Consider the following 21503-nt stretch of genomic DNA (forward strand, 5'->3'; position numbering starts at 1 on the left):
CGTGCGCTCGCTAGGTTGGGCGCATGTCCACGCTTCCCGCGAGCGCCGAGGTCGTCATCGTCGGTGGCGGCCTCGCCGGCCTCGCCGCCGCCCGCCGTCTCGACCGCGCCGGTGTCGACTGGCACCTCGTCGAGGGCGCCGAGCGCCTCGGTGGCCGCGTCGCCACCGACGTCGTGGACGGGTTCACGCTCGACCGCGGGTTCCAGATCCTCAACACGGCCTACCCCCGGGTGCCGGCCCTCGTCGACCTGGACGCCCTCGACCTGCGCCTGTTCGCCTCCGGGGTGCTGGTGCGCCGCGGCGGCGCCCTGCACCGGCTGGAGTCGCCGCTGCGCGCGCCCGCCGCCGTGCCCGCCACCCTCACCGCGAACGTGGGCACCTTCGCCGACCGGCTGCGCTTCGCCGCGTTCGCCGCCCGCTGCGCCACCGTCGCGCCGCGCAAGCTGCTGGCCGAGCCCGAGGTCACCGCGGCGGAGGCGCTGCGCCGGGCCGGGCTGTCGCACCGGATCGTCGAGGAGGTGCTGCGCCCCTTCCTGTCCGGGGTGTTCGCCGACCGGGCGCTCGACACGTCCAGTCACGTGCTGGCGATGGTGCTGCGGTCGTTCGCCCGGGGGCGGCTCGGGGTGCCCGCGTCCGGCATGGCCGCGCTGCCCGCCGCCGTGGCCGCCCCGCTGCCGCCGGAACGCCTGCACCTGTCGTCCCCGGTCACCGCCGTGCGGGCCGGCGCGGTGACCGCCGGGGGCGCCACGATCACCTGCCGGCAGGTCGTCGTGGCCGCCGACCCGGTCACGGCGTGCCGCCTGCTCGACCTGCCCGCCCCGCCGATGCGGGCGCTCACCACCTGGTACTTCGGCCCGGCGCAGCCGCCGATCACCGAGCCGATCCTCCTCGTCGACGGCGACCGCCGCGAACGGCTCGCCAACACCGCCGTCATGAGCAACGCCGCCCCCACGTACGCGCCGCCCGGCCGGGCCCTGGTGGCGGCGTCCGCGGTGGGGGACACCCCGCTGCCCGAGCCGGTCGTCCGGGAGGAACTGACCCGCCTGTACGGGGTGCCCGCCGCCGACTGGCCGCTGCTGCGCGTCGTCGCCCTGCCGCACGCCCTGCCGGCCGCCCCGCCGCCACTGAACCGCCTCCGCCGCCCCGTCGCGCTCGGTGACGGCGTGTTCGTGGCGGGCGACCACCGCGACAGCCCGTCGATCCAGGGCGCCCTCGCGGGCGGCTGGCGCGCGGCCGGGGCGCTGCTCAGCGCGGTGTGAGGGGCGCTCACGTCCAAGCCGGTGGATCGGCCGTCACCTGCCCGGATAGGATCGCTGCCGCAGGCCTGGGGGCGGTAGCTCAGCCGGTTAGAGCAGTCGACTCATAATCGATCGGTCACGGGTTCGAGTCCCGTCCGCCCCACAGCTCCGGTCGGCGTGCGGCGCGGGGCCAGCCGGAACGCCGGCTGGTCCCCGCCGTGTCCGAGGGATTGTTCACCGTCGGTAGGGGGCGGACGGCGGCGCGGCTGTGGCGCAGGGACGCCAGCAGCTGCAGGCGGTCGGCGTCGGCGCTGCACGGTTCGGCGGTGAAGACGAGCAGGACCGGGCCGGGGGTGCCGGGCAGCGGGTACGTGTCCCAGTCCAGCACGATGTCACCGACCTCCGGGACCCGGAACGTCTTGGTGCCGCTGACCGACTCGCGGACGTCGTGCCGGGCCCACCGCCGCCCGAACTCGGCGCTGCGGATCGTCAGCTCGCCGACGATCGCGGTGGCGCGCGGGTGGGTGGGGTGAGCCGGTCCGGCGGGTGGTCGCCCGGGTCGCCGAGCAGGGCCTGCGACAGGGGGTTCCAGTCGAGCAGGTCGAGGTGCCGGCCGAGGACGACCGCCGGGGTGTCCAGCACCCGCAGCGGCCGCCGGGTGCTGTCCGGGACGCGTTCCGGAGCGTGGTCGGCGCGGGCGGGCACCGGCCGGCGCGGGCGAGGGTGAACAGGTGCCGGCGTTCCTCGTCGCCGAGGGCGAGCGCGCCGGCCAGGGCGTCGAGGACGTCGTCGGACGGGCGCACCTCGCGGCCCTGCTCGATGCGCGGGTAGTAGTCGGTGCTCAGCCCGGCGAGCAGGGCCAGCTCCTCGCGGCGCAGCCCGATGACCTTGCGCCGGCCGCCCGGCTCCAGGCCGACGTCCCGTCTGCCGCCCGGCCGGGCGCCCACGGTAGGTCTCGCAGACCCGGGCAGGCGGGTACGACCGGCCCGGCCCGGCCCGCTCCTACCGTCGGCGTTCCCCGCACCGACACACCGGGAGCAGCAGATGACCGCATGGACCGCCGACCGCATCCCCGACCAGCGCGGCCGGGTCGCCGGCGTGCTGGCCCACCCGGGCCTCACCCGCACCAACCTGACGCCGCGCGCCTGGGCGCACCGGGGCCGGCTCGGGGCGGTGATCGCGCGGGCCGGCCTGCTGGTCACCCAGCCGGTGGAGCGGGGCGCGCTGCCGCAGCTGCACGCCGCGACCGCCCCCGGCGTGCGGGGCGGCGACTTCTACGGCCCGGCCGGGCCGTGGGACGGCCGCGCCCCCGTCCTCACCTCACGTGCGGACGCCCACCGCGCTGGTGATCTGCGCCAGGAACGTCGCCATGAACCGGTCGGTCACCTCCGGGTGCCGGGCCGAGACCAGGGTGCCGTCGACGACCAGGTCGGCCGTCGACCGCCCGTCGTACTCGACGATGCCGCCGGCGTTCTCGACGTCGCACACGATGTTGTGCGCGCAGGTGACCCGGCGGCCGTGGAGCAGGTCCGGGTCGGCGCAGAACAGCCACAGCGAGTGGCAGATCGTGCCGATCGTCAGGTTCGGCGTGGCGACGGCCCGGCGGAGGAACTCCACCGCCGGGGCCTCGTTGCGGGCGCCGGGACCGGCGATCTCCGCCTGGTAGCGCAGCCGGTCCATGGCGTACGCGCCGATCAGGATGATGCCCGCGTAGTCGGCGGGGTCGGCGGTGGCCACCTCGGTGGTGACGGTGACGTGCTCGTCGACCGTGCCCTCGTCGGGGTTGCTGCCGAAGGTCAGCGCCGCCTGCCCCCACAGGTGCGACAGGTATTCCACCTCGACGCCCTGCTCCGGGAACCAGCGGTTGAACGCCCGGAACTCCGTCGGGTCGAAGTGCTCCTCGATCAGTACACCGATCTTCATGGTGGTCCCTTCAGTCCCGCAGCCACTCGGCGGCGCGCTCGCCGATGACGAAGCAGGTCAGGTTCGGATTGGCGCTGACGTGCGCCGGCATCACCGAGGCGTCGGCCACGGTCAGGTTCTCCAGGCCGTGCACGGCGAGGTTCTGGTCCACGACGGCGTCGGGGTCGCCGGCGCCGCCCATGCGGCACGTGCCGACCGGGTGCCACAGCGTCGCCGAGTGCTGCCGGATGTAGCCGAGCAGCGCGGCGTCGTCGTCCAGCTGCCGCTCGGTGAGGGTGTCGGCGACGCCCGCCGACAGCTCGGAGATCGGCTTCGACGTGGCGATCTCCCAGCACAGCCGGACCCCGTCGAGGGCGATCCGCTGGTCCTCCGGCTCGCCGTAGGAGTTGAGGAAGATGGCCGGCTGGACGTGCGGGTCGCTGGTGGTCAGCGAGACCGTGCCGCGGCACAGCGGCTTCTGCAGCACGCTCATCACGCTGATCGGCCGGTGGGTGATGGGCACGTACCGGCTGACGAAGTACAGCTGCATGTTGTTGAACTGCTCGGTGCCCGGCGCGGTGTAGCGGGCGATCACCTGCACGTCCGGGTCGGTGAGCTGGGTGACGCCGTCCTTCGGGATGATCCCGACGGTGACCTGCTGGTGCTCGATGAGGTTGGCGCCGACGCCCGGGCGGTCCAGCACGACCGGGATGCCCAGCTCCTCCAGGTGCTTCGCCGGTCCGACCCCGGAGCGGAGCAGGATCGTGGGCGTGTTGATCGCGCCGGCCGACAGGGTGACGTTGCGGGCGTGCACCGTCTGCAGCTGCCCGTCGATCTCGGCCTCCACGCCGACGGCGCGGGTGCCCTCGAACAGCACGCGGTGCACGAGCACGTTCGGCCGGACGGTCAGGTTCAGCCGGTTGCGGGCCCGGCTCAGGTACGACACGGCCGTCGACACCCGCAGCCCGCCGCGGCGGTTCATCGGGATCGGGCCGACGCCGGTGCTGTCCGGGTCGTTGTGGTCGGCCACGTAGCCGAACCCGTGGTCGAGGCAGGCGTCCAGGAAGGACTTCTGCAGCGGGACCAGCTCGTCGTGCTTGAACCGGACGAACGGCGTGGGCCCGCCCTTGCCGTGCAGCGGCCCCTCGACGTCCTGGTCGTCCTCGATGCGCAGGTAGTACGGCAGCACCCGGTCCCACGACCAGGCGTCGTTGCCGAGCCCGGCCCACTCGGTGAAGTCGCCGGGCAGGCCGCGCAGGGCGATCGCCCCGTTGACGGCGGAGCAGCCGCCGGTGACCTTGCCGCGCGCGTACTCCATGGTGCGGCCCGGCACCGCCTCGGCGCGGTAGCCCCAGTCGTGGTCGACGACGGACACGGTCGCCGCGGTGGCGAGGTCCGACGGCAGCTGGTCGAGGTCGGGGTAGTCGGGACCCGCCTCCAGCAGCAGCACGGAGCGGCCCGGGTCCTCCGACAGCCGGCTGGCGAGGATGGTGCCGGCGGATCCGGATCCGACGACGATGTGGTCGTAGTTCATGGCGCCCCCTGGGTGAGCCGGCTCAGCGGCCGGCGGTCGGAACCAGTTCCTGGTCGAGTTCGCTGGCGGCGAGTTCTTCGGCCACCTGGCCGCGGGCCCCGGTGACGGTGAGCCGGAAGTCGCGGTGCTGCTTGGTCGTCGCGAGGTACCGGATCCCCGCCGGGTCGAGGTAGACGAGGGCGTCGGTCTCCAGGACCACGGTCGCCGCCCCGCCGTCGAGCGCCTCGTCGAGCTGCCCGCGCAGCACGCCGACCTGGTCGGCGCCGAGCGAACCGGCCAGCGCGATGCGGGCGACGCCGCCCGAGGTGTCGACGGTGTCGGCACTGAACGTGCACGCGGCGGGGGCCAGGCGCACCCGCACCTGCTGTGGCTCGATGCTGTGCGGCAGGGTGACGGTCAGCGCCTCGGCGTCGAAGTCGGCGTGCTCGTGGCCGTTGACCCAGACCTGCATGATCTTGTTGGTCTTCGGCGGCAGCAGGTCCGGTGCGACGCGCAGGACGCCGCCGAACGCGCCCGCGCCAGGCGAGAAGAACAGGTCCATCGGCTGCTCGTGGCGCTGCAGTCCGGAGTAGACGGCGGCGAGGTAGCACAGCTCGGCGCTGTGGTACATCGCCATCGAGTGCGAGCCCTTGCTGCGCTCGCCGCCCAGCAGGAACGGGTTGCCGTTGGCCAGCACGTTGAAGTAGACGCCGCCGGCCTGGGTGTCGAGCATCCAGGCGTTGTAGAACGCGGAGCTCTCCCGGGCGTACTTGGCGTACAGCGGGTCGCCGTAGACGGCGTCGAGGATCTGGTAGGCGAGGATGCCCTGCTCCTGCTGCCACCAGGCCTTGCGGTCGTGCCAGACCAGGCGGTGGAAGCGCTCGCCGGGACCGGTGTGCCGCTCCACCATGTCGTACCAGCCGCCGCGCTGCGGGTCCATGCCGACCGTCGGCATGAGGGCGGCGATCTTCTTGGCGAACGCCACGTACTCCGCCTTGGGCCGCAGGTTGTTCACCCGGGTCAGGTTCCACGCGATCTTCAGGTTGTGGCCGACGATGGCGCGGTCCTGCTGCTGGCCGTACGCCCGGTCCGGGCTCCAGTCGCCGAAGAACTTCTCCTGGACGAACGGGCTGCTGCCGTAGTCGGGGAAGTGCTCGGTGATCTGGTCGCACAGCGACTCGAGCTCGTCGGCGTACTGCTGCTCGCCGGTGGTCAGGAACAGGTTGATCAGGTACGCCGGGATGTGGTCGCCGATCGAGTTCCAGTTCTTGCGGTCCCGGTTGGTGCGGATGCCGTCGTCCAGCGCCGGGCTCAGCGGGTCGAACGTGACCGGGTCGATGTGCGAGTAGTAGCCGCGCCGCGGCGTGCCGTCCGGGTGGCTGGTCGTGTCCTCGAAGTACCGGTGGAACATCGTGATCGTCATGTCGATGATCTCGCGCAGCTTCGGGTCGCCGGTGATCCGGTACACCTGGGTGAGCCCGGCCAGCGCGTAGATCTGCTCGTAGCAGGGGATCGCGTCGTAGTCGTCGCCGAACTCGGAGGCGAACACCTTGACCTCGGTGCCGTCGGCGCGCAGCACCAGCGCGTGGTACCAGTACGCGATCCGCTCGCTGCGGTCGACGAAGCACAGGTGGTCGACGAGGTAGTTGGCGCCGGCCACCGCGGCGTCGCGGTAGCGCGGGTTGCCGTGCATGAGGTACGCCGTCGCGAGCCCGTACACCAGCCGCGAGATCGTGTCGGTCTCCTGGCGCATGGACGACGTCTTGGCGCCCTCCATGGACAGGTCGGTGCGGTAGTCGCGGTAGTCGAACGTCGTCGACCCCACGCCGAACTCGTTGTCCAGGTAGAAGTCGGCGAGCCGGCGGACCTGCTGGCCCCACCAGTCGGGCGACTCGAACTTCAGCTCGCCGGCCGCCTTGCCGAACAGCAGCACGTGCTTGGCCTCGAAGGCGGTGCCGGCCTCGGAGTCGGACGGGTAGAACAGGCCGTACACGTGCACCAGCCGGCCGTGCTCCAGCATGCCGGTCAGCTGCGCGGTGGCGTCCACGTACGCCTCGCCGAGGTTGCGCAGCATCTCCGCGGTGGTGGTCGCGGTGAGCTGCACGACGAAGGGACGCCCGTCGGACGTGTTCATCTCGAAGCGCCCGTTCGCCGGGTCGGCGCTGATGACGTAGCCGGCGACGAGATCAGAGAAGGTGAAGTCCAGGTTGTTCGGCACGAAGTCCTCTTTCGGCGGTCCGCTCAGGCGGACGGGCGGGAGATCAGGACGATGACGCTGCGCCCCGGCGCGGTGCAGGTGGCGGCGTCCAGGACCGGCTCGGCGCCGGCCTCCGGCAGGTCGGATCCGGCGGGCAGCGACGTGTCGACCGCCCGCGCCCAGACCCGTCCGGGACGTTCGGGCAGCTCGAAGTCGAGCGGCCCCCAGTACATGTTCGTGATGACGTGCAGGTCGGCGTCGCCGGCGAGCCCGCTCAGCGTGCAGGCCAGCGCCCGGGCGTCCGGGTCGTCCCAGCCGGGCTCGCCGAGCCGGGTGCCGTGCCAGGTGACGTCGGGCCGGTCGTAGGTCGGCTGCCGCAGGATCGGGTGCGCCGCGCGGAAGGCGATCATGCGCTGCCAGAACGACAGCAGCTCCGCGTTGGTCCCGGCCAGCGACCAGTCCAGCCAGCCGATCTCGTTGTCCTGGCAGTAGGCGTTGTTGTTGCCCTGCTGGGTGCGGCCCGCCTCGTCGCCGGCGAGCATCATCGGCACCCCGCGCGACAGCAGCAGCAGGGCGGCCAGGTTCTTCGACTGCCGCAGCCGCAGGGCCAGCACCGCCGGGTCGTCGGTGGGTCCCTCGACGCCGCAGTTCCAGCTCATGTTGTCGTCGTTGCCGTCGCGGTTGCCCTCGCCGTTGGCCTCGTTGTGCTTGCCGTCGTACGACACGAGGTCGGCGAGGGTGAAGCCGTCGTGGCAGGTGACGAAGTTGACGCTGTTGATCGGGCGGTGCCCGCGCGGCTGGTAGAGGTCGGCGCTGCCGGTCAGCCGGGTCGCCACGTCGCCGATGAGCCCCGGCTCGCCCTTGACGAAGCGGCGCATCGTGTCCCGGTAGCGGCCGTTCCAATCCGCCCACCGGTACCCCGGGTACCGGCCCACCTCGTACGCGCCGGCGGCGTCCCACGCCTCGGCGATGATCTTCGTGTCGGCCAGGGTGTCGCTCAGCTCGATCTGCCACACCACCGGCGGCTCGTCGAGTACCTCGCCGCGGGCGCCGCGGGTGAGCACGGCCGCCTCGTCGAACCGGAAGCCGTCGACGTGCATCTCGCGCACCCAGTACTCCAGGCACTCCACGATCATCTTGGTGACGATCGGGTGGTTCGCCATGAGTGTGTTGCCGCAGCCCGAGTAGTCGTAGTAGTACCGCGGGTCGGCGGGGTCCAGGTAGTAGTAGTTCGGGTTGTCCAGGCCGGCGAACGAGAACAGCGGGCCCAGGTGGTTGCCCTCGTCGGTGTGGTTGAAGACGACGTCGAGGATCACCTCGATGCCGGCGGCGTGCAGCGCCTTGACCATGTCGCGGAACTCGCGCACGTGCGCGCCGGCCGCCGGCTCGACGCAGTAGCCGGCGTGCGGGGCGAAGTAGCCGGCGGTGCTGTAGCCCCAGTAGTTGGTGAGCCGGCGGCCGTCGACGGTGCGCGCCTCGCTGTCGTCGAAGTCGAAGACGGGCAGCAGCTCGACCGCGGTCACGCCGAGGTCCTTCAGGTACGGGATCTTCTCCACCAGGCCGGCGAACGTGCCGGGCTGCGCCACCCCCGACGTCGGCGACCGGGTGAACCCGCCGACGTGCGCCTCGTAGATGACGAGGTCCTCCATCGGCAGGTCGAGCGGTTCGTCGCCCGCCCAGTCGTAGCCGCTCTCGTCGACGACGACGGAGCGCAGCGACAGCGCGGTGTTGTCGCCGGGCCGGCAGGCGGCCCCGCGGTCCCACAGCGTGCGGTCGATGCCGCGGGCGTACGGGTCGGCGAGCACCTTGTCCGGCTGGAACCGCAGGCCGGGGCCCTCGGGGCCGAAGACGCGCAGCCCGTAGAAGGCGGGGGCCCGCAGCCCGTCGACGTGCACGTGCCAGACGGCGAAGGTGCGGTTGCCCTCCGGGTCGAGCGTGATGATCTGGTACGGCTCCGGGGAGTCGTGCCGGTCGAACAGCAGCACCTGCACGGCGGTGGCGTGCTCGGAGAAGACGGCGATGTTGACGCCGGTGCCGTCCGGGCGGGCCCCGAGCGGGTGCGACCGGCCCCGCGAGGTCCGATGCCGGGGTGGTTCGGTGTCGGCCGGGCCGACATTCAGTTCCACTGACTGTGCGCCCATCGCGACCTCCGTGAAGTTGTTCGTGGCTGAACGTAGCAACGGCTTCACGTTCCGTTGGGTCTTTGGGGTATCTGCCCGAACCCGACCTCCCGGCCGCCCCGACCCCTACCGTGAGGGCGGTGGAACTCTGGCTCGTACGCGACGTGCCCGCGTGGCTGGTGGGGGCCGTGCTCATCCTCGGCCTCCCCGCCATCACCCTCGGCCTGGACGCGGTGATCCACCGCCGCCTGCCGCACCAGCGGCTCGGGCCGCACAACGAGGTCACCGGCGTCATCGTGTCCGTGGTCGGCGTCGCCTACGCCATCGTCATCGGACTGTGCGTGGTGTCCCTCTGGGAGGGTTACACCGCCGCGAAGGACACCTCACGCGACGAGGCCGCCCAGCTCACCGCCCTGGTGCCGGCCGCCGCCGTGTTCGGCCCCGACGTGCAGCGCACGATCTCGGACGAGGTCGTCCGGTACGAGTCGGACATCATCACCGACTGGGAGGTCCGCCGCGAGGAGGGCGCCGAACGGCGGCGCACCGCCGACCTGGCCGGCCTCACCGCCACCGTCGGCGCGCTGCAACCCGTCACCGAGCCGCAGCGCGCCTTCGTCCGCGTCGCAGTCGAACGCATCGGCGCCGCCGAGGTCTACCACCACGACTCCGACGCCGAGGCCGACGACCAGCGCATGTCCAGCGTCATGTGGCTGGGCGTGCTCCTGTCGACCGCCGCGATCATGGCGATGAGCCTGTTCTTCGGCCTCGCCGACAACGCCGTGCGCCGGATCCTGCTGGCCCTGTCCAGCGCCGTCATCGCCACCAACCTGTTCCTCATCATCGAGATGAACTACCCCTACTACGGGTCGTTCGCCGTCCGCCCGGACGCTTACGAACAGGTCGTCGAGGACCTGCGCCGGGAACGGTAGGGCGGCGGGTCCCACCTCGGGGTTGTTCAAGCCGCGACCCGGTCGGGTAAGCGGGATGTCGACCATGTCGGCCGACCATGACAGTGAGGTGTGGCGAATGACCGCCCATGCGAACCCAGCGACCGTCCAGGAGTGCCTGCGGACGGGCGGGGGATTCTCCCAAGGTGACCTGACCTGGATCGCCGAGCAGTTCGCCACGCTCGACGCCCGGCTGGCCGGCTTCCCCGCCGACACCACCGAGCTGGAGGTGTCGGTGAAGGACCGGGCCGCCCGCGGTCAGAAGGTCACCCTGGAGTGCTGGATCGCCGGGCGGGCGAAGGTGGTGACCACGTCGTCGGAGGAGGACCTGCACGCCGCCCTCAACGACGTCCGCGACGACCTGCGCCGCAAGCTCAACGACGCGAAGACCAAGCAGGAGCCCCGGCACAACCGGCACCTGCGCGACGCCGCCACGCCGGCCCCGGACGACGCCGTGGACCCGGCGGACGCCGACTCGGCGCACGACCCGGCCCCGACCGCCTGACCGCAGCGACCGCGCCGCCCACCGGGACTCCCGGCGGGCGGCGCGTCAGCGTGCGGGCACCGGCTGCCCGCCCACGTACGGGCGCAGCAGCTCCCGCAGTTCCGCGTCGCCCGTCGCGGCGATGCGGCACGCCGTTCCCGCCAGGATGTCGGCGAGCTGGATGCGCGGGTCGTCGTCGGTGTCGACCAGGTGGATCGCCGCGATGCCGGGCGTCGCGGCCAGCGCCGCCAGCCGGTCCGGCGACAGGACGTTCTGGCGGTCGTGGGCGACCGTGATGCCCGGGCCCCACAGGGCGGGCAGCCGGCCGACGGCGTCGATCAGCGGGTCCAGCTCCAGGTGCCACGCGGGGCGGGTGCGCAGCGCCGCCCGGTACGCCTCGGCGGCCGGGCGGGCGGCGGCCAGCTGCGGGGCGAGGCGGAAGAAGTCGTCGACGGCGGTGGCCGGGGCGCGGGTGCGCAGCAGCGCGTTGCCGGCGGCCAGCACCGGCTCAGCGAACGCGGCCGGCGGCACGCCCAGCACCGCCGCGAGGCGTACCCGGAGCAGGTGAATCTTGTCGACCAGGTGGACGCGGGCGTGGCCGAGCAGCGGCCCGTCCGGCCCCAGCACCCAGACCAGCACCCGGCGGTGCTTCTCGCGCAGCAGGTGGTTGGCCTTGTACTCGGTGGCGGGGGAGCGGATGCGGCGGCGCAGCTCGGCGACGCACGCGGCCGCCGCGGCGGAGGTCAGCCGCACCGAGGCGTGCCCGAAGTACGGCGTTGACGTGCCTGCCAGCTTCTCGCCCTCGTAGCCGGACTCGTCGCACGCGATCTCCGCCACCCGGCCAGCATGGCGGCGCCCGCGTTGGGCCGGCAACAGGTTTGGGCCGTTCGGGCTAGTCCTCATTCGAGCGACAGTCGTACACGGTGACGGCTGGCTCGCCACGTGCTCACGCAGATCTGCCTTCGCGGCTGACGCTCAGCAGTCCGAGCGCGTGGTAGCACAGTGGAGCGATGTGCCGACCCCGCCACCGCGGGCACCGTTGAAAGGACTCGGGCTTGAGCAGCATCACCCCGCACTACCGGACGATCAAGCAGTTGCTGCAGAGCCGCACGTTCGACATCGACGAGTACCAGCGTGAGTACAAGTGGGAGCGCGCGAACGTCGAGGAACTCGTCTCCGACCTGCAGACCGCATTCCGAAATTCATACCGGGAGGGTGACGCGCCGAGGAAGGTCAGTGAGTACGGTGAATACTTTCTGGGCTCGATCATCATCGCCAAGCGGGAGAGTAAGTCGTACCTCGTTGACGGGCAACAACGAGTTACGTCACTGACGCTGCTGCTCATATACCTGTATCGGGAGTCGAAGCGGCTCAGTCTGAACGTCGCTGCAACGCTGGAGCCGCTCATCTTCTCCGACAATCTCGGTGAGCAGACCTTCAACCTCGACATCAAAGAGCGGGTTCCGGTCATTCGAGCTCTGTTCGACGGCGACGAGTTCAACGTCGACGGTAAAGATGAGTCCATCCAGGCCATCGTCGCGCACTACCGTGATATCGAGGAAATGGGGCTCGTCGCCGATCTCGGAGACGCATTGTCCACCTTCATCTACTGGTTGTTGGAGAAGGTAGGCCTTATCGAGATCATCACGGCGTCTGACGCGCACGCGTACTCCATCTTCGAGGCGATGAACGACCGCGGTAGGCCACTCAGCCCCGTCGACATGCTCAAGGCGTATCTGTTGGCACCGGTGGGTGAGGAGCATAGCCGGGTGGAGGCCAACCGGTTGTGGAAGAGCACCCTGCTCGACCTCACGTCCTGGGGACACGACCCGGATCCAGAACGTGATTCCGCCTTCGTCAAGGCATGGCTCCGGGCGCAGTACGCGGACAGCACCCGTGAGCGGAGAGCCGGTGCGTCCGACCGCGACTGGGAGCAGATCGGAACGACCTTCCATAGATGGCTACGGGACAACGAAGGCCGCCTGGGTGTCGGTGAAAGTCAGGCCAACCTGCGTTTGATGAAGGAGGACGTTCCCTTCTTCGCCCGGGCGTACAAGGTGATACTCGACGCCGGTCGGCATTACACTCCCGGTCTCCAATCCATCTTCTACAACGCGCACAACGACTTCACCTGGCAGGCCACGGTGTTGCTCGCACCGCTCAGCCTTGCCGACAGTGAGGATGTGGTGCGGCGCAAGATGGAGGTGACCGCCCGATACATCGACATCTGGCTCATGCGCCGCGTCGTCAACTACATCCGGGTTGGCTACTCCAGCGTGAGCTACGCCATGTTCCTCCTGTGTCGGGACATCCGGCGCAAGAGGTTGCCTGAGCTCATAGACATCCTTGCAGAGAAGCTGGATAAGGACGAGGTCTCCTTCAGTGGGAGTGAGGCGCGCGGGCGGCATGGAATCGAGTGGTTGAACCTCAACCAATTCAGCCGCCGCTACATCTTCCACCTGTTGGCGAGAGTAACCGCGTACGTCGAGGTCGAATCAGGTAGGCCAGACCTGTTTGACAAGTATGTGGATCGCCGGCAGAAGAATCCGCTGGACCTGGAACACATCTGGGCTGACCGGTACGACCGTCACAAGGGCGAGTTCGAAGACGAGAGCGACTTCTACAGTTGGCGCGAAAACGTCGGTGGGTTGTTGCTGTTGCCGGCTGACGTGAATCGCAGTTATCAGGACAAGACCTTCGCCGAAAAGGTGCCCCACTACGCGAAGCAGAACCTGCTGGCAGCGAGCCTGGCGGCCGTGACCTACGAGCACCAACCTCAGTTCCTGGCTTTTCGCCAGCGAACAGGGCTGCCGTTCCACCCGTATGCAGCCTTCGGCAAGGAGGAGCACACGAAGCGGGGCAAGCTCTTGCTTGCCCTGGCGGAGCGCATCTGGTCGCCGTCCCGGCTGGAAGAACTGAGGTCCTGACCACCGGCTCAAGGGTGGCTTAAGGGCCCCGCTGCGCCCGGATTGGTGCGCTTCATCTGGGCTCAGCAGCGCGTTGACTGGACCGACTAACCGCCGGACGCGAGAGAAGCGATCGATGATCTCCGCGGCGATCGCCCGCCGGTCAGCCGGAAACCCGACTGCCCGGCGCCGGGCCGGGCCGTACGATCGGGCTCGATGGAGCTGCTGGAGCGGGCCGACGCGCTCGGTCTGCTGGACGACCTGCTGGGCGCGCACGACGGCGGCCGGGTCGCCGTCGTCGGCGGGGAGGCCGGGGCGGGCAAGTCGACGCTCGTCGGGGCGTTCACGCAGCGGGTGCGTGCCCGGGCCCGGGTGCTGTGGGGCGCCTGCGACCCGCTGCTCACCCCGCGGGCGCTGGGGCCGCTGCACGACATCGCGCGTGACGTCGGCGGCGCGCTCGCCGAGCGCATCGGTGACGCCGAGGGGGCCGGGCGGGGCGCCGTGTTCGACGCGTTGCTGGATGCGCTCGACGCGCCGCGGCGGCGGTCCGTGGTGGTGCTGGAGGACCTGCACTGGGCGGACGAGGCGACGCTCGATCTTGTCACGTTCCTGGGGCGGCGGCTCGCGCGCTGCAAGGTGCTGCTGATCGTCACGTACCGCGACGACGAGGTGGGGCCCGAGCATCCGCTGCGGGCGGTGCTGGCCGGGCTGCCGCGGGGGATGACCCGGCGGCTGCCGGTGGCGCCGCTGTCGGCCGAGGCCACCGCCGAGCTGGCCCGCCGCGCGGGCCGCGAGGCCGCCGGGGTGTACGAGGTGACCGGCGGCAACCCGCTGCTCGTCAGCGAGGTGCTGGCCGCGGCGAGCGCCGGCGTGCCCGCCACCGTGCGCGACCTGGTGCTGTCGCGGCTGGCCGCGCTGTCCCCGGCGGCCCGCGACGCGGCCGGGCTGGTCGCCGTGGTGCCGACGCGGGCCGAGGCCGGGCTGATCGGTGACGTGGCCGCCGTGGAGGAGTGCCTCGCCGGCGGGGTGCTGGTGCCCGCGGGCGACGGGGTGGCGTTCCGGCACGAGCTGCTGCGGCGGGCCGTCGAGGAGGCGCTGTCGCCGGTGCGGCGGGCCGCGCTGCACGCCCGGGTGCTGGTCGCGCTCGGCGACCGCGCCGACCCGGCCCGGCTGGTGCACCACGCCCACCACGCGGGCGACACCGACGCCGTGCTGCGCTGGGTGCCGGTGGCGGCGCGGCGCGCCCAGGCGGTCGCGGCGCACCGGCAGGCCGCCGCGCACTACGCGCTCGCCCTGCCGCTGACGCTGGGGGCGCCCGCGGCGCAGCGGGCGGAGCTGCTGGAGGCGTACGCGTTCGCCGCGTACCTGGCCGGGCTCGGCGGCGAGGCGCTGGGCGCCCGGCGCGAGGCGCTGGCGTTGCGCGCCGCCGGCGACGACGCGGAGAAGCTGGGCGAGGCGTGGCGGTGGCTGTCGCGGATGTGCTGGTGGACCGGCCACCCCGCCGAGGCGCGGCAGGCGGCGGCCCGGGCGGTCGAGGTGCTGGAGACGCTGCCGCCGGGCCGGCCGCTCGCCGCCGCGTACAGCAACCTGTCGCAGCTGCGGATGCTCGGCGGCGATCTCGACGCCGCGATCCACTGGGGAGGGCAGGCCCTCGCGCTGGCGCACCGGCTGGGCGACACCGCCGTGGAGGCGCACGCGCTCACCAACGTCGGCTCGGCGCGCATGCTCGGCGGCGACCCGGAGGGCGTCGCCGACCTGGAACGCGCTCACGTGCTGGCCGTGTCCGCCGGGCTCGACGACGACGCCGGGCGCGCCCTGGTGAACCTGGCCACGTTCCTCGCCGACCGGGCCGGCGCCGACCCCACCGACGAGCTGGAGCGGGCGCTGGCGTTCACCACCGCCCGCGACCTCGACGGCTACACCCGCCACCTGCTCGGCTACCGCGCCGAGCTGCGGCTGGCCCGCGGCGACTGGGCCGGCGCGCAGGCCGACGCCGAGCAGGCCGTCGCGGGCGCCGACCAGCCCGGCGCGAGCCGGGTGCGGGCCACCGCCGTGCTGGGGGTGCTGCGGTCGCGCCGCGGCGAGCCGGGCGCGCTCGACCTGCTCACCCGGGCCGCCGACCGCGGCTGGGAGGCCGGCGAGATCCAGTTCGTCGGTCCCGCGTCGGCGGCGCTCGCCGAACACCACTGGCTCGCGGGCGACCCGGCCGCCGCCGCGGACGAGGCCCGCCGCGCGTACGACCTCGCCGTGCGGTCCGGCATCGGCCAGTACGCGGGGGAGCTGGCGGTGTGGCTGTGGCGCGCCGGCGGCAGCCCCGAGGCGCCGTACACGCTGGGGGAGCCGTACCGGCTGCTCGTCGGCGGGAACTGGCGGGCCGCCGCCGACCACTGGGAGCAGCGCGGCCACCCGTACCCGATGGCTCTGGCCCTGGCCTGCGGCGACACCGCCGCCGCGGCGCGGGCGCTGCGCATCGTGGAGCGGCTCGGCGCGGTCGCGACGGCCCGGCGGCTGCGCGCGCAGCTGCGCGAGCGCGGCGTCGCGGTCCGCGGGCCCCGGCCGGCCACCGTGGCCAACCCGTCCGGGCTGACCGCGCGGCAGGTCGAGGTCGTGGCCCTGCTCGCCGACGGGCTCAGCAACGCCGAGATCGCCGCCCGGCTGTCGCTGTCGGCGAAGACCGTCGACCACCACGTGTCGGCCGTGCTCGCCAAGCTGGGCGTGGCCACCCGCGGCCAGGCCGCCGCGACGGCCCGCAAACTCGGGCTGGTGCCGCCAACATAGGGAGTTCTCCCCATGTGCGGGCCCCGGGGGCGTCCCTAACGTCCCGGGCATGACGAACATTGACTTCGGCGCGATCAAGACGCGCCAGCAGAAGGTCTGGTCCAGCGGCAGCTACGGCGCGGTCGCCGCCCTCATCCACCCCATGGCCGAGTACCTCGTGGACGCCGCCGACCTGGCGCCCGGCAGCCGCATCCTGGACGTCGCCACCGGCACCGGCAACGCGGCGCTCGCCGCCGCCCGCTGCGGCGCCCGCGTCACCGGCATCGACTACGTGCCCGCGCTGCTCGAGCGCGGCCGGGCCCGGGCCGCCGCCGAGGGCCTGGCCGTCGACTTCGCCGAGGGCGACGCCGAGGCCCTGCCCTACGAGGACGACGCGTTCGACACGGTGCTGTCGGTCGTGGGCGTCATGTTCGCCCCCGACCAGGAGACCGCCGCGGCCGAGCTGGTCCGCGTCTGCCGCCCCGGCGGCACGATCGGCCTGGCCTCGTGGACGCCGGACGGCTTCATCGGCGAGCTGTTCAAGACGGTCGGCCGGCACGTGCCGCCGCCGGCCGGCCTGCGCCCGCCGCCGCTGTGGGGCGACGAGGAGCGCCTGCAGGAGCTGTTCGGCCCGGCCGTCACGTGGCTGCGCGTCACCCGCCGGGACTTCGTGTTCCGGTTCGCCACCCCGGAGGCGCTGGTCGACTACTTCCGCACCCACTACGGGCCGACGCTGAAGGCGTTCGAGGCCGTCGCGGACAGCCCGGCCGAGAAGCAGCTGTACGCGGACCTCGTCGACCTGGCCGCCCGGCACAGCACCGGCGACGCGTACTGCCGCATCCCGTCCAGCTACCTGGAGGCGGTCGGCACCACCGCGTGACGGGTGCCCGCACCGGCGGGCCGCGGGGACACGTCCCCGCGGCCCGCCGCACGTCGTGGCGGGTCCGTCACCTGACCACGTCGTAGGTGACGTGCACGGCGTTGCCGCTGGGCCGGACCGCGCCCTGCACGAGGCCCGGCCCGCGGTCGCCGTCGAACAGCGGCGTCCCGGCGCCGAGCAGCACCGGCGCGACGTGCAGCGTGAGCCGGTCGAGCAGCCCGCGCCGCAGGCACTCCCGGACCAGCTGCCCGCCGCCCATGACCAGCACGTCCCGGTCGCCGGCCGCCGCCCGGGCCCGCTCGACGCCCTCCTCGGGCGTGGCGACGAACGTGAACCGGTCCTTCAGCCGGGTGGTGGCGGGCGGCTCGTGCGTCACCACGAACACCGGCGGCGCGGCGGACTGGTCGCGCCGCCCGCCGTACCCGAGGTCGTCCTGCCACCCGTCCGGCCCGTCCACCACGTCGTAAGTGTTGCGGCCCATGAGGACCGCCCCGGTCGCCGCGGTCGTGGTGTCCAGGACGTCCTGGTCGACGGCGTCGGGCTCCATGGCCCAGACGTGCAGGGCCTCACCGCCGACGCCGAGGCCGTGCCGGGGGCCGGCGCCCTCGGCCGTGACGAACCCGTCCAGGGACACCGTGATGTCACCGATCACTGTGGTCATGCCACCAGCATGGCGGAACCGCGGCCGCTCCGGTGGCGTCGAAGGCGGCGGAGGTGCGGCCATGCGGGGACGGGTGCGGTTCGCGGCCGGGCTGGGTGTCGTCCTGCTGGCGGCGTGCGCGGACGGGGGCACGCCGCCGGCGGGCCCGGGGCCGTCAGCGGCCCCAGCGGTGCCGGTCGCGGGGCGCGGCTGGGTGTCGTGCGCGGCGCTGGCGGCCCCGGTGCCGCCGGCGGACGCGGGGCCGCCGCTGGCCGCCGATTTCGTGCCGGTCGCGGTGACGCTGTGCCGGCAGGGGGAGCGGCGGCGGCCCGGAGGCGGCACGGACGCCGTCGAGCGGGAGCTGCGGTCGACGGAGGTGGCGGCGCTGGTGGCGGCCCTGCGGCTGCCGGACGCCGAGCCGTCGGGCGGCGCGTGCACGGCGGATCTGGTGCTGCCGCCGTTCCTGGTGCTGCACGACGCGGCCGGGCGGTGGGTGCGCCCGGCGGTGCCGGTGGACGGGTGCGCCAAGCCGCGGCCCGAGGTGGTGGCCGCCCTCGGCGCCCTGCCGCTGACCACGGTCGCGGAGCGGGTGCTGCACCCCCTGACGTCGGACGCCGCTGCGGCGGCCGGGTGCGGCGACGTGCACGCCGACATGGTCAGCGTGGCCGTGGCCGGCGGCGGGTCGCTGCGCCGCCTGGAGCGCACCCCCGCCGAGCCCGGGGAGCTGCGGGTCTGCCGCTACGAGGTGCCGCCCGCGGAGCGGGGCACGGGCAAGCCGGCCGGGACGTTCCTCGGCGGCGGGGTGCTGCCGGCGCCGCGGGCCGCGGCGGTCGCCGCCCGGCTCGCCCGCCTCGGCCCGGCGCGGCCGTGCGCGGCGCACGCCGGGCGGTTCGCGCTGCTGACGCCGGCGGCCGGTGGGCCGGCCGTATACGTCGAGCTGGACGGCTGCCGCCGGGTGATGGCGGACCAGCCGGCCGGTCCGCCGGCGTTCGCGCAGGCCGACGAGACGCTGATCGGCCTGCTCGACGGCTGATCCGTGTGCCGAAACGCCTCCGCGGATCGGCCGCGATGGCTAGCGTCCGATCCGAGGGAAGGGGTCGGGCATGGCGGAGACGTGGGCACGGCTGGCGGAGATGCGCAGCGGGGGGTCGGTGCGGGCGGTCGCGGTGGTCGGCGGGCTGCTGATCATTGCCGGGGTCGTCTTCCTGACCTGAGCGCGGCGGCGGCCCTACGCGGGGGCGCCGGTGTAGGCGGCCGTCGTGCGGTCGGCGGCGGCCCGGGCCACGGCCGGGTCCTCGCCGCCGGCCACCGCCGCCTCGTACCAGCGCTCGCTGCTGGCGGTCACGAACCGCTTGCCGTCGTCGGAGGCCGACCACGCCGCCACCGCCTCGCGGTCGACGGGGGAGCCGTCGCCGGACAGGTAGAGGTGCAGGCCCATCAGGCCGCCGTCCCAGCCGACGCCGGTGGCGCCCGGGCCGTACTCGGCCCAGGTCTTGTCGTCGGCGAGGGCGAGGTGGTCGAGTTCCAGGCGGGTGCGCTCGGGGCCCTCGGCGACGAGCCGCACCTCGACCCAGCTGATCTGGCCGCCGAACTCCCAGGTGGCGGACAGGGCCGGCTTGGCGCAGCGCTCGATGGTGCCGCCCGCGTTGCCCTCGAACTGGTAGCGGCCGCCCTCGCGCAGCTCGCCCGTGACGGGCAGGAACCAGCGGGGGAGGCGCTCGGCGCTGGTGACGGCGTCCCACAGGTCGTCGAGCCCGGTGTCGTAGGCCTGGCTGAGCGACACCACCCGGACGGCGCCGGCGGGGACCTCCCGGGCGCTCACGGTGCGGGTCACGGCGTCGATCTGCTGCTCTCCCTGGATCATCGCCCGAGACTAGAAGCCCAGACTTATATAAGTCAAGGCTGTACAATGGCCGTGTCCAGAGTGCGTCGAAAGGGGTGACCCGCCTACCCCGAAAGTGTCGGTACGGGCGGCCGCATGCCCATCTGTCTACGATGTGCCGCATGAATTCCTACGCGGTGCCACCGACCCGTCGCGAAGCCGTGGTCCGGCAGCTCCGCGAAGAGATCATCAGCGGCGAGCTGCCGCCCGGCACCCTGATCAAGGACGCCGAGATCGCCGCCCGGTTCGGCGTCAGCATCACCCCCGTGCGCGAGGCGATCGCCCAGCTCTCCGTCGAGGGCCTCATCGACATCGCCCCCAACCGCACCCGGCACGTCACCAAGGTCACCCAGAAGAACGCGCTGGAACTCATCGACGTCATGCAGGTGCTGGCCTGCGCGGGCTTCGAGTGGGGGATGGACAACCTCACCGAGACCCACCTGGAGACGATGCGGCAGCGGCAGCGCGAGTTCGTCGAGGGCATCCGCAGCGGCAACATGGTGGCCGCCACCGCCGCCGGCGCCGACTTCAGCACCGTCGTCATCCTCGCCAGCGGCAACCGCGAACTGCAGAGCATGGTCGACCTCGTCGTCGCCCGCACCACCCGCATCCTGGCGCAGACCGCCGAGAGCGACCTGTGGCAGATCTGGATCGAGGGCCACGACGGGGTGCTCGCCGCGCTCGAGGGCGGCGACACCGAGGGGGCGCTGCGCCGGTACCGGCAGATCTACGCCGACTACCGGGCCAAGGTCGCCACCCTCATGTTCGGCGCCTGAGCATTCCGTTTCCGGCCCGTACCGCCGGGTAGCCCATCCCCATGAGAGCACTGACCTGGCAGGGCACGCAGAAGGTGTCCGTCGAGACCGTCCCCGACCCGGTGATCCAGGAACCGACCGACGCCATCGTGCGGATCACGTCCACCGCCATCTGCGGCTCGGACCTGCACCTCTACGACGTCCTCGGCATGTACCTGGAGAAGGGCGACATCCTCGGCCACGAGCCGATGGGCATCGTCGAGGAGGTGGGCGCCGGCGTCACCCACATCCGCCCCGGCGACCGCGTCGTCATCCCGTTCAACATCTCCTGCGGGCACTGCTGGATGTGCGGCCGCGGGTACTACGCCCAGTGCGAGACCACCCAGGTCCGCGAGCAGGGCAAGGGCGCCACCCTGTTCGGCTACACCAAGCTGTACGGGCAGGTGCCCGGCGGCCAGGCCGAGCTGCTGCGCGTCCCGCAGGCCCAGTTCGGCCCGATCAAGGTCCCCGACGGCCCGCCGGACGAGCGCTTCCTGTTCCTGTCCGACGTGCTCACCACCAGCTGGCAGGCCGTCAAGTACGCCGACGTGCAGCCCGGCGACACCGTCGCCGTCATCGGCCTCGGCCCGATCGGCCAGATGACCGCCCGCATCGCCCGCCACCTCGGCGCGGAACGCGTCATCGCCGTCGACAACGTGCCCGAGCGCGTCGCCATGGCGCAGCGGCACGGCATCGAGACCGTCGACGACACCGCCAACGCCGCCGACATCATCCGCGACATGACCGGCGGCCGCGGCGCCGACGGCGTCGTCGAGGCGGTCGGCATGGAGGCCCACGGCAGCCCCCTGCAGTCCGCCGCGATGAAGGCCGCCGGCGCGCTGCCCGGCCCGATCGCCCGCAAGGCCACCGAGGCCATGGGCATCGACCGCATGGCCGCGCTGCACACGGCGTTCGACAGCGTCCGCCGGGCCGGCACGGTGTCCATCATCGGCGTGTACGGCGGCGAGGCCGACCCGTTCCCGATGATGACCCTGTTCGACAAGGGCGTGACCCTGCGCATGGGCCAGGCGCACGTCAAGCGCTGGGTGGACGACATCATGCCCGCCCTGCTCGACGACGCCGACCCGCTCGGCACCGGCGACCTCGTGACGCACCGCCTGCCCTTGGACGAGGCGCCGCACGCGTACGACATCTTCAAGAACAAGCAGGACGGCTGCATCAAGGTCGTGCTCAACCCCTGACGGGCGCTCGGCCGCGGGCGGGATCCGTCCGCGGCTCGGCC

The 21503-nt window shown here is 72.8% G+C and carries 18 protein-coding genes, 1 tRNA gene and 1 pseudogene; 10 read left to right on the forward strand and 10 right to left on the reverse strand.

Annotation, left to right across the window (positions count from 1 at the left end; genetic code table 11):
- The first annotated feature begins 23 nt into the window (after positions 1-23).
- Both Sya03_RS27260 and Sya03_RS27265 read left to right on the forward strand, forming a co-directional pair.
- A complete protein-coding gene (locus Sya03_RS27260; protein ID WP_203941290.1) occupies positions 24-1259 on the forward strand; it encodes an FAD-dependent oxidoreductase in 1236 nt (411 codons plus the stop codon).
- A gap of 68 nt (positions 1260-1327) precedes the next feature.
- Positions 1328-1401, forward strand: a tRNA-Ile gene (locus tag Sya03_RS27265).
- On the opposite strand, the gene Sya03_RS31365 is transcribed toward Sya03_RS27265, so the two are convergent.
- From Sya03_RS31365 to glgX, 7 genes and pseudogenes are all read right to left on the reverse strand, one after another.
- The gene (locus Sya03_RS31365; protein ID WP_486387575.1) at positions 1375-1830 is read right to left on the reverse strand and encodes an MmyB family transcriptional regulator; all 456 of its coding nucleotides are present in this window, start codon (positions 1828-1830) and stop codon (positions 1375-1377) included. The two genes, Sya03_RS27265 and Sya03_RS31365, sit on opposite strands and share 27 nt — an antisense overlap.
- Positions 1728-1943, reverse strand: coding sequence for an MmyB family transcriptional regulator (locus Sya03_RS32000; RefSeq protein WP_486387574.1), 216 nt, complete (start codon positions 1941-1943; stop codon positions 1728-1730). The genes Sya03_RS31365 and Sya03_RS32000 overlap by 103 nt, the downstream gene beginning before the upstream one ends.
- An 83-nt stretch (positions 1944-2026) precedes the next feature.
- Positions 2027-2308, reverse strand: a pseudogene (locus Sya03_RS31370) (hypothetical protein); the annotation flags it as partial.
- Between the two features lie 250 nt (positions 2309-2558).
- Positions 2559-3161: a DJ-1/PfpI family protein gene (locus tag Sya03_RS27275; RefSeq protein ID WP_203941291.1), complete on the reverse strand. Its 603-nt coding sequence runs from the start codon at positions 3159-3161 to the stop codon at positions 2559-2561.
- A 10-nt stretch (positions 3162-3171) separates the two neighbouring features.
- Entirely contained in the window at positions 3172-4674 is a 1503-nt protein-coding gene (locus tag Sya03_RS27280; RefSeq protein ID WP_203941292.1) for a GMC family oxidoreductase, read from the reverse strand.
- Positions 4675-4696: 22 nt separating this feature from the next.
- Positions 4697-6871, reverse strand: a complete 2175-nt coding sequence (locus Sya03_RS27285) for an AGE family epimerase/isomerase (RefSeq protein ID WP_203941293.1) — start codon at positions 6869-6871, stop codon at positions 4697-4699.
- A gap of 23 nt (positions 6872-6894) precedes the next feature.
- Positions 6895-8991, reverse strand: a complete 2097-nt coding sequence (gene glgX / locus Sya03_RS27290; protein WP_203941294.1) for a glycogen debranching protein GlgX — start codon at positions 8989-8991, stop codon at positions 6895-6897.
- Between the two features lie 119 nt (positions 8992-9110).
- On the opposite strand from glgX, the gene Sya03_RS27295 reads away from it, so the two are divergent.
- Positions 9111-9899 (forward strand): bestrophin-like domain, encoded by a 789-nt coding sequence (locus tag Sya03_RS27295; RefSeq protein WP_203941295.1) that lies wholly within the window; start codon positions 9111-9113, stop codon positions 9897-9899.
- A 97-nt stretch (positions 9900-9996) separates the two neighbouring features.
- On the forward strand, positions 9997-10422 hold the full coding sequence (locus Sya03_RS27300) for an HPF/RaiA family ribosome-associated protein (RefSeq protein WP_203941296.1): 426 nt from the start codon (positions 9997-9999) through the stop codon (positions 10420-10422).
- 45 nt (positions 10423-10467) lie between these two features.
- Here the strand turns inward: Sya03_RS27300 and Sya03_RS27305 are convergent, their stop codons facing one another.
- Positions 10468-11238 carry a DUF3800 domain-containing protein gene (locus Sya03_RS27305; RefSeq protein ID WP_203941297.1) on the reverse strand — a complete coding sequence of 257 codons (771 nt, stop codon included), beginning with the start codon at positions 11236-11238 and terminating at the stop codon, positions 10468-10470.
- 218 nt (positions 11239-11456) lie between these two features.
- On the opposite strand from Sya03_RS27305, the gene Sya03_RS27310 reads away from it, so the two are divergent.
- The 3 genes from Sya03_RS27310 to Sya03_RS27320 all read left to right on the forward strand — a co-directional run bounded on the left by Sya03_RS27310 (position 11457) and on the right by Sya03_RS27320 (position 16944).
- Positions 11457-13328, forward strand: a complete 1872-nt coding sequence (locus tag Sya03_RS27310; RefSeq protein WP_203941298.1) for a DUF262 domain-containing protein — start codon at positions 11457-11459, stop codon at positions 13326-13328.
- A gap of 195 nt (positions 13329-13523) precedes the next feature.
- Complete coding sequence (locus Sya03_RS27315) at positions 13524-16085, forward strand: ATP-binding protein (protein WP_203941299.1); 2562 nt, start codon at positions 13524-13526, stop codon at positions 16083-16085.
- Between the two features lie 49 nt (positions 16086-16134).
- Positions 16135-16944, forward strand: coding sequence for a class I SAM-dependent methyltransferase (locus tag Sya03_RS27320; RefSeq protein ID WP_203941300.1), 810 nt, complete (start codon positions 16135-16137; stop codon positions 16942-16944).
- A 67-nt stretch (positions 16945-17011) separates the two neighbouring features.
- Here Sya03_RS27320 and Sya03_RS27325 read toward each other — a convergent pair whose 3' ends face one another.
- Positions 17012-17605, reverse strand: coding sequence for a dihydrofolate reductase family protein (locus Sya03_RS27325; protein ID WP_203941301.1), 594 nt, complete (start codon positions 17603-17605; stop codon positions 17012-17014).
- 61 nt (positions 17606-17666) lie between these two features.
- Here Sya03_RS27325 and Sya03_RS27330 point away from each other — a divergent pair, with 61 nt between their 5' ends.
- On the forward strand, positions 17667-18617 hold the full coding sequence (locus tag Sya03_RS27330; RefSeq protein ID WP_203941302.1) for a hypothetical protein: 951 nt from the start codon (positions 17667-17669) through the stop codon (positions 18615-18617).
- 195 nt (positions 18618-18812) lie between these two features.
- On the opposite strand, the gene Sya03_RS27335 is transcribed toward Sya03_RS27330, so the two are convergent.
- Positions 18813-19448: an SRPBCC family protein gene (locus Sya03_RS27335; protein ID WP_203941303.1), complete on the reverse strand. Its 636-nt coding sequence runs from the start codon at positions 19446-19448 to the stop codon at positions 18813-18815.
- Between the two features lie 140 nt (positions 19449-19588).
- Here Sya03_RS27335 and Sya03_RS27340 point away from each other — a divergent pair, with 140 nt between their 5' ends.
- Positions 19589-20242: a GntR family transcriptional regulator gene (locus tag Sya03_RS27340; RefSeq protein ID WP_239107888.1), complete on the forward strand. Its 654-nt coding sequence runs from the start codon at positions 19589-19591 to the stop codon at positions 20240-20242.
- A gap of 41 nt (positions 20243-20283) precedes the next feature.
- The gene (locus Sya03_RS27345) at positions 20284-21462 is read left to right on the forward strand and encodes a zinc-dependent alcohol dehydrogenase (RefSeq protein WP_203941304.1); all 1179 of its coding nucleotides are present in this window, start codon (positions 20284-20286) and stop codon (positions 21460-21462) included.
- Positions 21463-21503 lie beyond the last annotated feature (41 nt).

The sequence above is a fragment of the Spirilliplanes yamanashiensis genome, from assembly GCF_016863475.1.
Taxonomy (GTDB): domain Bacteria; phylum Actinomycetota; class Actinomycetes; order Mycobacteriales; family Micromonosporaceae; genus Spirilliplanes; species Spirilliplanes yamanashiensis.